The organism is Paraburkholderia youngii (assembly GCF_013366925.1).
Lineage (GTDB): Bacteria > Pseudomonadota > Gammaproteobacteria > Burkholderiales > Burkholderiaceae > Paraburkholderia > Paraburkholderia youngii.
Genome location: NZ_JAALDK010000001.1, coordinates 6,687,690 through 6,700,638, shown reverse-complemented (window position 1 = coordinate 6,700,638; position 12,949 = coordinate 6,687,690). Strand labels below are relative to the sequence as shown.

12 protein-coding genes and 1 pseudogene are annotated in these 12,949 nt (G+C 61.6%); 2 read left to right on the top strand and 11 right to left on the bottom strand.

All coding sequences use genetic code 11. The annotated features are described in order from the left end of the window. Positions 1-3: 3 nt before the first annotated feature. Together G5S42_RS30605 and G5S42_RS30600 are read right to left on the bottom strand one after the other, a co-directional pair. Positions 4-2,214 (bottom strand): cytochrome c biogenesis protein ResB, encoded by a 2,211-nt coding sequence (locus tag G5S42_RS30605; protein ID WP_176110104.1) that lies wholly within the window; start codon positions 2,212-2,214, stop codon positions 4-6. Between the two features lie 118 nt (positions 2,215-2,332). Then, the gene (locus G5S42_RS30600; protein WP_026228372.1) at positions 2,333-2,986 is read right to left on the bottom strand and encodes a c-type cytochrome; all 654 of its coding nucleotides are present in this window, start codon (positions 2,984-2,986) and stop codon (positions 2,333-2,335) included. 220 nt (positions 2,987-3,206) lie between these two features. On the opposite strand from G5S42_RS30600, the gene yihA reads away from it, so the two are divergent. Then, positions 3,207-3,869: a ribosome biogenesis GTP-binding protein YihA/YsxC gene (gene yihA, locus G5S42_RS30595; RefSeq protein ID WP_176110103.1), complete on the top strand. Its 663-nt coding sequence runs from the start codon at positions 3,207-3,209 to the stop codon at positions 3,867-3,869. Between the two features lie 286 nt (positions 3,870-4,155). After that, on the top strand, positions 4,156-5,154 hold the full coding sequence (gene hemB, locus G5S42_RS30590; protein WP_176110102.1) for a porphobilinogen synthase: 999 nt from the start codon (positions 4,156-4,158) through the stop codon (positions 5,152-5,154). Between the two features lie 123 nt (positions 5,155-5,277). Here the strand turns inward: hemB and dsbD are convergent, their stop codons facing one another. The 9 genes and pseudogenes from dsbD to rpmJ form a co-directional block, all read right to left on the bottom strand. Next, positions 5,278-7,158, bottom strand: a complete 1,881-nt coding sequence (gene dsbD / locus G5S42_RS30585; RefSeq protein WP_176110101.1) for a protein-disulfide reductase DsbD — start codon at positions 7,156-7,158, stop codon at positions 5,278-5,280. Beyond that, positions 7,151-7,483: a divalent-cation tolerance protein CutA gene (gene cutA, locus G5S42_RS30580; RefSeq protein WP_376776924.1), complete on the bottom strand. Its 333-nt coding sequence runs from the start codon at positions 7,481-7,483 to the stop codon at positions 7,151-7,153. Before cutA ends, dsbD begins: the two co-directional genes overlap by 8 nt. 226 nt (positions 7,484-7,709) lie before the next feature. After that, a pseudogene (gene ltrA / locus G5S42_RS30575) lies at positions 7,710-9,085 on the bottom strand (group II intron reverse transcriptase/maturase). 450 nt (positions 9,086-9,535) lie between these two features. Beyond that, the gene (gene rplQ, locus G5S42_RS30570; RefSeq protein ID WP_013090750.1) at positions 9,536-9,928 is read right to left on the bottom strand and encodes a 50S ribosomal protein L17; all 393 of its coding nucleotides are present in this window, start codon (positions 9,926-9,928) and stop codon (positions 9,536-9,538) included. Between the two features lie 190 nt (positions 9,929-10,118). After that, on the bottom strand, positions 10,119-11,096 hold the full coding sequence (locus tag G5S42_RS30565) for a DNA-directed RNA polymerase subunit alpha (RefSeq protein ID WP_007730697.1): 978 nt from the start codon (positions 11,094-11,096) through the stop codon (positions 10,119-10,121). Positions 11,097-11,220: 124 nt separating this feature from the next. Next, the gene (gene rpsD, locus G5S42_RS30560; protein WP_013090752.1) at positions 11,221-11,844 is read right to left on the bottom strand and encodes a 30S ribosomal protein S4; all 624 of its coding nucleotides are present in this window, start codon (positions 11,842-11,844) and stop codon (positions 11,221-11,223) included. A 147-nt stretch (positions 11,845-11,991) separates the two neighbouring features. Continuing rightward, positions 11,992-12,396 (bottom strand): 30S ribosomal protein S11, encoded by a 405-nt coding sequence (gene rpsK, locus G5S42_RS30555; RefSeq protein WP_006052224.1) that lies wholly within the window; start codon positions 12,394-12,396, stop codon positions 11,992-11,994. Positions 12,397-12,424: 28 nt separating this feature from the next. Next, entirely contained in the window at positions 12,425-12,790 is a 366-nt protein-coding gene (rpsM, locus tag G5S42_RS30550; protein WP_008923332.1) for a 30S ribosomal protein S13, read from the bottom strand. A gap of 41 nt (positions 12,791-12,831) precedes the next feature. Beyond that, complete coding sequence (gene rpmJ, locus G5S42_RS30545; RefSeq protein WP_004199844.1) at positions 12,832-12,948, bottom strand: 50S ribosomal protein L36; 117 nt, start codon at positions 12,946-12,948, stop codon at positions 12,832-12,834. Position 12,949: the final 1 nt, after the last annotated feature.

Sequence of the window (12,949 nt, the reverse complement as noted above, 5' to 3'; positions counted from 1 at the left end):
ATCTTACCGGGTCGAATCCTGTGAACTTGCCGACGAGGCGGCGGCCTGAGCGGCCGGACGGGCATCGGCTGCTTCGATGAGTTTCGCGCCCAGTGCGGCGCTCACGGCGTCGCGCGTCCGGACGAACTCCTTCTCGAAGTCTAGCGTCTTACGCGCGCTCGACATCGCCATCACGACGTTCGTGCCGTGGTCCGTATCCTTGAGCCAGAACCACAGACGCCGTTCGCGGACGTAGAACATCGAGAAGATGCCCAATACGAGAAGCAGGCTGCCAAGATACACGACTTTTTTGCCGGGCGCGCGCGTCAACTGAAATACCGAAGCTTGCACCTGCTTGAATGAGTCAAGCTGCAAATAGACCGGTGATCCATACAGAAAGCTGTCGGATATCGCATTAAGCGAGCTCTGAATGAAGCGGCTCGTGTCCGCATTGGCCGGCGCGGCGGGCTCGCCGAGCCGCTGGCGCGACAGTTGCCACAAGTCCCACGCGACGCCTTCGAGCATCCGAAGCAGCAGGCCCGCGGCCTTTTCCTGCTCGCCTTTCGGTACCGAGCGGTCGATAAACCCAGCGACTGCCTGGAAGCCGCCGAGCGTTTCGCCGTTCGGCATCTTCATGCTGGCGTCGGCGCCCGCAAAAAGGGTCAGCACGCGCAACGCGCTTTCCTCCAGATGTTGCTGCAGCTCCGCATTCGGGCCCGGCACCGAGCGCTGCGCAAACTGATGAGCGGCGATGGCGCGTTGGCTCGGGTCTTCGAGCGTGGCGCGCAGGTTCATCCATTCCTTGAGCGTGCCGCCGCTGTCGGCGGGAATGCGCAGGTAGCGGAACGGATCGTCGGGATTCAGGCGCATGCCGGCGAGGAACATCTTCTCGCCGTTCACGTCGACGGGCAGCATGTAGTTGTTGTACTCGCGCGCCTGTCCATCCTTGCCGCGAATCTTGTACTGCACCGACGGGCCGACGTTGTGCAGGTCGAACGGCTTCGAGGATTTCGCGCCGGAGCCGAGACGCTCGTCGAACGCTTCCTTCAGCGAGTGCTGCGCAGCGACCCCGCGCGCATCGTTCTGGCCATTGGCGTTGGAGATGTTTTCGACGTTGATCGCGCGGAAGTCGGTGAATTCGACGGTCTGGCCGTCGGCGAGCGGCGTGGCCGAGCTCAACGGCGCGCTGCCGCCGATCGTGCCGCCAAACGGCGCCGGCTTCGCGCTCGGGCCGGACATCGGGAAGGCGGTCATTAGCATCTGCGAGCCGCCGTCCTGGAAACTCGACTGATAAATCGACACGCCGTCGTATTCGAACGGCTTGTTGACCTCGACGCGCGCTGGCACGCGCGCGCCGGTCCTGTGATCGACCACGACGATGTCGCTCGCGAACAGCTTCGGCATGCCGGTCGTGTAGTAATCGACGATGAACTTGTTCAGTTCGATCGAAAACGGCAGGTCCTGAATCAGTGAACCGTTGGGCTGATTCAGGATCGCGGTCGACACGTGCTGCCCCTCGGGCACCCACGCGTAGCCGCGGAACGTCGGGTTCGACTGCGACAGCCGATGCTCGGGCGAAATCTCGCTGATAACGGTGTTCGAGTTGATCGGCGACTTGTCGAACAGCCACATTTGCAGCTTGATCGGCAGATTGCTGTCGAGCAGGCCGCCGAGGCAGATCACGACGATCGCGAGGTGCGCGGAGATGTAGCCGAACTTCGTCAGCGCGCCACGCTTTGCGGCGATCAGCGTCGCGCCGTCCGACTCACGCGTGACGAACTTGTAGCCGAGCTTCGCCGACAGTTTCGCGAGCACTGCCGCGGTCTGCGCGCGCGTGCCGTGCACGGCGAACTCGCCCTTGTGATGGAACGCACGCAGGCTGCCTTCGCGAACCTTGTCCTTCCAGCTCTTCGCATCGGCGAGCATCTTCGGCGCATTGCGGATCACGCAGAGCGACACCGACACCATCAGGAAGCCGAGAATCAGCATGAACCACCACGAGCTGTACACCGTGTAGAGGCTCAGCGCGCGGAAGATGTCCGCCCAGAACGGACCGAACTGGTTGACGTAGTTGGGATACGGATCGTCCTGCGTGAGGACGGTACCGATGATGCTGGCGATCGACAGAATCACGAGCAGCGCAATGGCGAAACGCATCGAGCTCAGGAGCTCGATGGTGCTGCGCATGACGCGATTGCCCGACTTCGACTGCAGACCCGACGTGGTGACGCTCATTCAAACTCCGACTGAACAGCAAAAAAGGGTGAAGGGCTGTCGTAACTACGACACCCTCACCCTTTTCTTGTTTTTCACCGGCCTCGCCGGGCCGGTTGGATTCGCGCGGGCGAACCGCTTAATGCAGACCCGCGATGTAGTCGGCAACCGCCTTGATCTCGTTGTCCGACAAACGCGATGCTATCGCATGCATCGCGTCGCTGTTATTACGAGCGCCCGGACCTTGCGTGAACGCGGTCAGCTGCGTCACCGAGTACTCGGCCCACTGTCCCGACAGGCGCGGATACTGGATCGGAATGCCCTGTCCCGTGGGGCCGTGGCAGGCCGCGCAGGCGGGCACGCCCCGGTCGGCAATCCCACCGCGATAGATCTGCTGCCCCACCGCGACCGTGTTCTTATTGTGCGCATAGCCCGGCTTGGGCGTCTGCGTCGAGAAGTAAGCCGCAACGTTGATCATGTCCTGATCGGAGAGCGCGGCGGCCATGCCTGCCATGATCGCATTATTGCGCGCGGCCTGTTTGGCGCCCGGTTGCGTCTTGAAATCTCGGAGCTGCTTGACGAGATACTCAGGATGCTGGCCCGCCAGCTTCGGATATGCACCGCCGGCACTGTTGCCGTCTGCCCCGTGACAAGACGCGCACACTTGTACCGCGATTGCCTGCCCCCGATTGATGTCCGGCTTTGCCGGATCTGCTGCTCGTGCCTGAATTGCCAAACCTGAAAGACCTGCCGTTACATGAAGCACCATCAGAGTCTTGCACAGTCGATTCATTCGCACACCCTGTCTCGTCTTGTGGGATTTTAGAGGTTCTGCAAAGTACGACGACGGCGACCGAGTGACCGCCAGGAGCTGCCAAGGCACGTGGGGCGGGCTCCCAAGGTTTTCAGTAAACCATCATATTGTACAATAACTCGCTAATCGCTTAGACGCCAGTCGGGCTTGACCCCGTTCCCGCTGCGGGCTCCGCGGCGTCTCCAATCTGGCTTCCACCATGCCCTTCCTGCTCCACGAATCCCGCTTCTATACCACCGTCAATCATCTGCGTGACCTGCCGGCCACCGCGCAGCCCGAGATCGCTTTCGCAGGACGCTCGAACGCAGGCAAGTCGACGGCGATCAACGTGCTCTGCAATCAGAAGCGACTTGCGTTCGCGAGTAAGACGCCTGGCCGCACGCAGCACATCAATTATTTTTCGGTTGGCAAGGCAGATGAACCGGCCGGCTATCTGGTCGACCTGCCGGGCTACGGTTATGCGGAGGTGCCGGGAGCGGCGAAGGCTCACTGGGAAGCGTTGCTGTCCACGTACCTGCAATCGCGCTCGCAACTGCGCGGCATGATCCTGATGATGGATTCGCGGCGCCCACTGACGGAGCTCGATCGACGCATGATCGAGTGGTTCGCGCCGACCGGCAAGCCGATCCACACGCTGCTCACCAAATGCGACAAATTGACGCGTCAGGAAAGCACGAACGCGTTGCGCACCGCGCAGAAGGGATTGGCCGAATATCGAGCCGCCGGCTATCGCGGCGAGTTGACCGCACAACTCTTTTCGGCGCTCAAGCGAACGGGCCTCGACGAAGCGCATGAGCTGATCGAGAGCTGGCTGATCCCCGGCGCGGTGGACGAAGCAGGTGAAAAGCCGGCTGGGGGCTGACTCACTATCGATGCCGGAATCCCTCAGCCCGTGTGACGCGTGATATGCCTTGAATACCCGTATGAGAGCGCATTTCCCGCCACCCATAAAAAAACCCGCCGCTTGAACGGCGGGTCAAACAGCCTAATCGAAAAAACGACAGGCACCCGCTCAGGGAGGAGAAGCGGGGAGGTCAGCGCTAGGCGCCTTGCTCGATCGGTATGATATACCATTGTCTCGAAAAGTTTCCGGGAGCGGAGCCAGGTGCCATTTGTCCACTCCACCTATCCACGATCTTCGATTCGATATGAGCTTCTACCCGCACTACCGTCCGCGCCGCATGCGCCGTGACGACTTCTCGCGCCGCATGATGCGCGAAAACATCCTCACCACGAACGACCTGATTTACCCGGTATTTATCGTCGAGGGCACCAACGTTCGACAAGCGGTGCCGTCGATGCCGGGCGTCGAGCGCGTGTCGGTCGATCTGCTGATGGGCGTCGCGGAGCAGTGCGTCGAACTGGGCGTGCCGGTGCTGTCGCTGTTTCCCGCGATCGAGCCCTCGCTGAAGACGCCCGAAGGCCGCGAAGCGGCCAACCCAGCGGGTCTGATCCCGCGCGCGGTGCGTGAATTGAAGAAGAATTTTCCGGAGCTCGGCGTGCTCACCGATGTCGCGCTCGATCCGTACACGAGCCACGGTCAGGACGGCGTGCTCGACGAAGCCGGCTACGTGATGAACGACGAGACCGTCGAAATCCTCGTCGAGCAGGCGCGTGCGCAGGCGGAAGCCGGCGTCGACATCGTCGCGCCGTCAGACATGATGGACGGCCGCATCGGCGCGATCCGCGAAATGCTCGAGAGCGAGGACCACATCCACACCCGCATCATGGCGTACGCGGCGAAGTACGCTTCGGCGTTCTACGGCCCGTTCCGCGATGCCGTCGGTTCCGCGACGAACCTCGGCAAGAGCAACAAGATGACCTACCAGATGGACCCGGCCAATTCGGACGAGGCGCTGCGCGAAGTGCAGGCCGACATCAACGAAGGCGCGGACATGGTGATGGTCAAGCCGGGCATGCCGTATCTGGACATCGTGCGTCGCGTGAAGGACGAGTTCCAGTTTCCTACCTACGTGTACCAGGTGAGCGGCGAATACGCGATGCTGAAGGCCGCCGCGCAGAACGGCTGGCTCGATCACGACAAGGTCATGATGGAATCGCTGCTGGCATTCAAGCGTGCCGGCGCGGACGGCGTGCTGACGTATTTCGCGCTGGATGCCGCGAAGATCCTGCGATCGCAAAAGTAAATCAACGCGCGGTTTAGCACGCGACTATCGAGACAACAAAAAAGGAGACGAACCTTGGGTTCGCCTCCTTTTTTTGCTGCTCGTTTGCGCCGGAGCGGCCTTTCAACACCCCGCGGCGTTCGATTACACCCCCGACGCACTCGCCCGATCGAGTGTGCGCAGGAATTTATCCGCCGATTCGTAGCCGACCACCCGCAGCACTTCCTTGCCCTCCTGATCGAAGAAAATAATCCCCGGCGGCCCGAACAGGTTGAAGCGCTTGAGCAGCGCCTGATCGTCGGTATTGTTCGCAGTGACGTCGGCGCGCAGCAGATTCATCTGCTTCAGCTTCGCCTGAACGCGCGGGTCGCTGAAGGTGAATTTCTCCATTTCCCTGCAGCTCACGCACCAGTCCGCGTAAAAATCGAGCATGGCAGGCTGTGCGGCCGTTTTGACGGCCTGGTCAAGCTGCTCCGATGAACGAACCGGTGCGAACGTCAAATCGCTTTGCGACGCCGTTGCGACCGCGCTGGAGCCATCTTTCGCGATGCCCGCCTGATTGCCGGCGCGAGCCGCGAGCACCGCCAGCGGGCGCAGCGGGTCCGACGATCCCGCGGCGAGGCCAATTAGAAGCGCGGCCGCCCAGACGGCCATCACGACTCCGACCGCCCGCCCGAATCGGTGCCATATCGAGCCGCCCGCGACCGACCTGGAAAACAGGCCGAGGGCGACCGCCGCGATCAGCAGCCAGAGCGCACTCAACAGCATCGTCGCCGGGCCGCCGAGCACCGGCCAAACGATCCACAGCGCCGCGGCGAGCAGAACCACGCCGAAAAACACTTTTACGCTGTCCATCCACTTGCCCGCGCGCGGCAGCAGCGTGCCCGCGCCGAGGCCAATAATTAGCAGCGGCAGCCCGAGCCCGATACCCATCGAGAAGAGCGCCGCGCCACCGAGCACGGCGTTGCCGGTGTGCGCGATGAACGCGAGCACCGCAAAAAGCGGTGCGGTCATGCACGCGCCGACAACCAGCGCCGACAGCGCGCCCATCACGGCGACCGCGGTAAATTTGCCGCCCGAGCGTCCCGCTGACACGCTCGACATGCGATCGCGCCAGCGCGGCGGCAGTTCGAGATCCACACCGGCGATCAGCAACAGCGCGAAAATCGTCAGAAGGCCGCCGAACGCGCCCAGCACCCACGGATTCTGCAGCCATGCGCCGAGACTCTGCCCGACGAGTGCCGCCGCGACGCCCAGCACCGTGTAGACGAGCGCCATCCCGATTACATACGCGACCGACAGCGCGAAACCACGCCCACGCGTGACGCGCGCCCCCTCACCGATGATGATCGCAGACAGGATCGGAATCATCGGATACGAGCACGGCAGCAGGCTCAGAATTGCGCCCGCAACAAAATAAAGCCCTACGATCGCAAAGAAACCGCCTCGCTGTAGCAGCGTCTGCGCGTAGTCGGCGCTGGTCGCGCGTTCGTACCACGGTTCGTCATCAGTGGCCGCGAATTGGTGCGCGGTTGGACCCGCTGCTGCGCGGCCAGCCGGCTGCAGCGCCTCGCCGCTCACGTGATAAACGCGCTCCATCGGCGGGTAGCAGATGCCAGCGTCGGCGCAGCCCTGCGACGTCACCGCGAGATCGAGCGGTCCGGCGGCCCGCTTCACCGGAATATGAATCGTCACCTCGTTGCGATACGTCTCGACATTCTTGTTGAATGTCTGATCGAACTTCACGTGACCGTCGGGCAGTTGAGGCTCCCCAAGCGTCGCTGTGCCGTTGCGGGTCGCGAAAGCGAAGCGCTCGCGGTACATGTAGTAACCATCCGCAATCTTGTAGGTGACGACGACTTGCCCGGGCTGCTCGGTCGCACTGAACCGGAACGCGACCGACGGGTCGAGGAAGTCGTCCGCGGCGCGCGCGAGGGTGGCGAGTTGCGCGAGGAACACGCAGCCGAGCAGAAAGAATGCGGTGCGCAGCGTAGCGAACGCGCGCCGGTCGAGACCGTTAAACATGAAGAGGGCGTTGGGTTTCAGCAGTGATCCACTGGCCGTAGGCGGCCGAGGCCGTCGCTTGCCATGAGAGGATTTCCGGCGTGTCGTAGGGATGGTGAGCCTGAATGTATTGTTCAAGTTCGAGCGCGCGAGCGGCGCTGGTCTTGAACAACAGCTGGATTTCCTGCGCGGTTTCGATCGCGCCCTGCCAGTGATAGCTCGAATGCACGCTGCCTAACTGCGTGACGCATGCACAAAGGCGCACGGCGAGCGCGCTGGCGGCGAGTTTTTCAGCGACGGCCGCATCCGGCACCGTCGTCAGTACCAAGGTCACTTTCACACTCACACCAGGCTCCGGCGACGCAGGATTTCGATGCCGTTATCCTATCACCTGGCCATGTCGCCTCGCAGAGCGCCCTGCAGCGCGGCCGCGGCATTTGGTCACTGCGACACGGCTTGCCGCATCGATGAAAAATTTGCCGCCAAATCGGCATCGGGGACGGCCATGAGGCCGTACCCCTGCCACACCACCCGGCGTGCGGGTCCGCACCGGGCGGTTCGGGAAGTCGAGGTTATGAGAGGCGTGGCACACCCAGCCGATCGAAGTATCCGAGAGTCAGCTCGCTATTCCGCTATTCAGGAGCTTGTCGCTGTTACGCCACCAGCGGCGACTGTTCGCCGCCACCTGTTGCACCACAGCGGGCGGTGCCCCCAGCGCACGCAGTTCCCCGGTAGATGGTCGGGCCGCGGCGCCATTGCTTAAGCTGGATGACACGCAACCGGTGACGCATCCACTTGTCCAGACCCAGCCAGACTCGTGGCGTTTGCGCCAACCGGAAGTACGCCTTCCAGCCCAGCACATAGGGCCATAACCGTTCCACCACGTCCTTCATGCTGCGCCCGCCGTTACGGCCGGTCAGTTCACGAATGCGGCGTTTGAACGCCAGCAGCGGTTTGGTCGCCACCTTGCGCTTGATGACACCGCTGGACGCTACCCACAGGCTGTAGCCCAGGAACTTGCGACCGAACACACTGGCCACCGCGCTTTTGGTCTCGTTGACCCTCAACCGCAGTCGCCCATACAGACGACGCAGCAGCGCCATTACCCGCTCGCCTGCATGGCGGCTGCGAACGTAGACATTCTCATCGTCGGCATAGCGCGCGAAGCAGTGGCCTTGCCGCTCCAGTTCCTTGTCCACCTCATCGAGCAGCACGTTGACCAGCAATGGCGATAGCGGCCCGCCATGCGGCGTGCCCTGTTCGCGCTGCTGAACCACGCCGCCATCCATGATGCCGCTGTTCAGATACGCCCGGATCAGCCGGATCACCCCGGCGTCCCCGATACGTTTCTGTAGACGGCCAATCAGGATGTCGTGGTTGACCCGGTCGAAGAACTTCTCCAGATCAACGTCCACCACGATTCGCCGGCCCGACTGCACATGCGACTGCGCGGCCAACACCGCGTCGTGCGCACGTCGCCCAGGCCGGAAGCCATTGCTGTGCTCGCTGAAGGTGGAGTCCAGAACCGCTTGCAGCACCTGCAGCAGCGCCTGCTGGATCAGCCGGTCCGTGACCGTCGTGATGCCAGGCTCGCGCTCGCCTCCGTCCGGTTTCGGGATCGTCACCCGCCGTAGCGGACCGGGCCGGTACGTCCCCTTCAGCAACTGTTCACGGATCGCGGGCCACGCCGTCACCAGATGGCGCGACGCCTGGTCATGTCCAGACCGTCCACGCCAGCGGCTCCCCTGTTGGCCCGTACCCGTTTGAACGCCTGCTTCAGGTTCGCTCTCGTCAGCGCCGCCATCAGCAGCGATGACCCTGTCTCCCTGGATTCATGGCGCGGGCAAGAGGCTTCGTCGCTCACGGGCATGGACGCAGCTTCACCGCGTGTGCCTCCCGCTCGCCCCGCTTGCGCGGGCATCTGACGCAATTCCTGTCGCATCGACATGTCACTGGACACTTCTTCCCGTTCGGCCCTTCGTCACCAGCTTCGGTCTCTTCGACCTGTCCTGCGACTACTACGGTCTCTGCTGCCTTCTCGCTCCGGCTCGACGCCGTCGCCCTTTCAGGCATGAGGCGAGATCTCCCCAGGTAACAACGCACTCCTTCATCGCACAACCGCCGTATCTACGCCGCTTCGCCTTGGTCACGAGAGCTTTGTGGTTGTTTGCCCACTCGCCCTGCTTCACAGCGCCTTCTATACGGTTCTTGTTCATCGGCTCGCGATTTACGCTCCTCGCTTCCTCCCCACACCCGGTCGCCTTCATGCAGTTGCGCTTCACTTCATTCGCTGTGACCAGCTTATGGCGGGACTTACACGCGGAGGAGTGCGCCCATGCTGGGCGCACAAACAAAAAAGCCAGGCGATGCGCCTGGCTTTTCGTTCAAACCAAAAAGCTTACTCAGCTTCTTGCACTTCCGTTTCTTCAACTTCCGGACGGTCGAGGAGTTCGACCAGTGCCATCGGCGCGTTATCGCCAACGCGGAAGCCGAACTTCAGCACGCGCAGGTAGCCGCCCGGACGGTTTGCGTAGCGCGGGCCGAGCACGTCGAACAGCTTCGTGACCGAGTCACGGTCGCGCAGGCGGTTGAACGCCAGACGACGGTTTGCCAGCGACGGCTTCTTGCCGAGCGTGATCAGCGGCTCGACGACTTTACGGAGTTCCTTCGCCTTCGGCAGCGTGGTCTTGATGACTTCGTGCTCGATCAGCGAGTTGGACATGTTACGGAGCATTGCCAAACGGTGGCTGCTCGTGCGGTTCAGTTTCCGCAGACCATGACGGTGACGCATGTTAATTCCTTCAGTTCAAAGTTTTGGTCCAGCTCTTCTATCGCACTCGTTCTGCAGCATCGGCAGCAAACAGTGAGCGCACGGGCCGGTAGTTAAAAAAGACAAGACGCGGATTTTAAAGGAAAATCCGCGTCCTTGCCAGTCTAGTGCAGCAGTGCAATCGCGGCTTACCCCCGAGCGAGTTGTCCGCTTACTTGTCGAGACCAGCCGGCGGCCAGTTCTCGAGCTTCATGCCGAGCGTCAGACCGCGCGATGCCAGAACTTCCTTGATCTCGTTCAGCGACTTGCGACCGAGATTCGGAGTCTTGAGCAGCTCGTTCTCGGTACGTTGGATCAGGTCGCCGATGTAGTAGATGTTTTCGGCCTTCAGGCAGTTCGCGGAACGAACCGTCAGCTCGAGATCGTCGACCGGGCGCAGCAGGATCGGATCGATCTGCGGTGCGCGCGACGGCGCTTCCGCCGCTGCTTCGGTACCTTCCAGCGCCGCGAACACCGACAGCTGATCGACCAGAATGCGCGCCGATTGGCGGATCGCTTCTTCCGGCGAAATCACACCGTTGGTTTCGATGTTCATCACGAGCTTGTCGAGGTCGGTGCGCTGCTCGACGCGCGCGCTTTCGACCGCGTAGCTCACGCGACGAACCGGCGAAAACGACGCGTCCAGCACGATTCGGCCGATGATCTTGGCCGACTCTTCACCGTAACGACGCACATTGCCCGGCACATAGCCGCGGCCCTTTTCCACCTTGATCTGCACGTCGAGCTTGCCACCCTTCGACAGATGCGCAATCACGTGATCCGGATTGATGACTTCGCAGTCATGTGCGAGTTCGATATCGCCCGCTGTGACCACGCCTTCGCCTTCCTTGCGCAGCGTAACCGTCACTTCGTCACGGTTATGCAGCTTGAAGACGACGCCCTTCAGGTTCAACAACAGGTTGACCACATCCTCTTGCACACCGTCGAGCGTCGAATACTCATGCACGACGCCTGCAATCGTCACCTCGGTCGGGGCATAGCCGACCATCGACGACAACAGCACGCGCCGAAGCGCGTTACCCAAGGTGTGGCCGTAACCGCGTTCAAACGGTTCCATGACCACTTTCGCGTGGCTCTCGCCAAGCGATTCAACTGCAATGATCTTGGGCTTCAACAAACTGGTTTGCATAGGTTTTCCTTTTCAATACCCTCGGCTCGTTACACCGATAAGGCTGACCGGTAACAACCTGAAAATAAACAGCCGAGACGCCCCCTTGCGCAACGCAATCAGGACGCCCCGGCCGTCAATCCGATTACCGCGAATACAATTCGACGATCAGGCTTTCGTTGATGTCGCCAGCGATGTCGCTGCGTTCCGGCTTCTGCTTGAACGTACCTTCGAACTTCTTCGCGTCGACCGCGACCCAGCTCGGCATGCCGCCTTGTTCAGCGAGCGACAACGCCTCGATGATGCGAGCCTGCTTGCGCTTCTGTTCGCGCACGGCGACGACGTCGCCAGCCTTCACTTGCATCGACGGGATGTTCGTCACGACGCCGTTCACCGTGATCGCCTTGTGGCCAACCAGCTGACGTGCTTCAGCACGCGTCGAGCCGAAGCCCATCCGATACACGACGTTGTCCAGACGCGATTCGAGCAGTTGCAGCAGGTTTTCACCCGTGTTGCCCTTCAGGCGGTCTGCTTCAGCGAAGTAGCGACGGAATTGGCGCTCGAGGACACCGTAGATACGCTTTACTTTTTGCTTCTCGCGCAACTGCGTGCCATAGTCGGACGTACGCGCGCCCGAAGTACGGCCGTGCTGGCCGGGCTTGCTGTCCAGCTTGCACTTGTCAGCGAGCGAGCGGCGCGCGCTCTTCAGGAAGAGGTCAGTGCCTTCACGGCGGGACAGCTTGGCCTTGGGGCCGATATAACGTGCCACGTTGATTCCTTCTGTGATTAATCACGCGAATGCTTCCACTCGCGCTAGTCCGAACCCTTTGGGTCGAACGGTGGGCTTAGTTTATTCAATAACGCGCGCAGCCCGCCGCCGCGCAAGGCGGCAACAGGCGCTCGCAAAACCAGCGTCTTAGATACGACGACGCTTCGGCGGACGGCAGCCGTTATGCGGGACCGGCGTCACGTCGGAGATCGCGGTAATCTTGATGCCAAGACCATGCAACGCGCGCACCGCCGATTCGCGGCCAGGACCGGGGCCCTTGATCCGCACTTCGAGGTTCTTCACGCCGTATTCCATCGCCACTCGGCCAGCCGATTCAGCTGCGACCTGAGCTGCAAACGGGGTCGACTTACGCGAACCCTTGAAGCCCTGACCACCCGACGTTGCCCAGGCAAGCGCGTTGCCTTGACGGTCGGTGATCGTGATGATGGTGTTGTTGAACGACGCGTGAACGTGAACCACGCCCTCGGCGACGTTCTTCTTGACCTTCTTGCGAACGCGTTGCGCCGCGGAGTTGTTCGAAGCCTTAGCCATTACGTTTTCCTGTAACTGTCAGTTCCGCTTACTTCTTCAGCGACTGCGCTGCACGACGCGGACCCTTGCGCGTACGGGCATTCGTACGCGTACGCTGGCCGCGCAGGGGCAGACCCTTACGATGCCGCACGCCACGATAGCAGCCGAGATCCATCAGGCGCTTAATGTTCATCGTCGTTTCACGGCGCAAATCGCCTTCAACGATGAACTTGCCGACTTCTTCACGCAGCTTTTCGAGGTCTGCGTCAGTCAGGTCTTTGACCTTCTTCGAAAATGCCACACCAGCAGCGACGCAAATGTCGCGCGAGCGCGTGCGACCGATACCGTAAATAGCCGTCAGGCCGATTTCAGTATGCTGGTGATTCGGGATGTTAACCCCTGCGATACGAGCCATTGTTTTTCCTCAAACAAAAAGCGCAAGCAAAAGCGCGGCGTTCAGCCTTGACGCTGTTTGTGGCGCGGATCAGAGCTGCAAATCACGCGCACAACGCCTTTGCGCTTGATGATCTTGCAATTGCGGCAAATGCGCTTAACCGATGCCATCACTTTCATG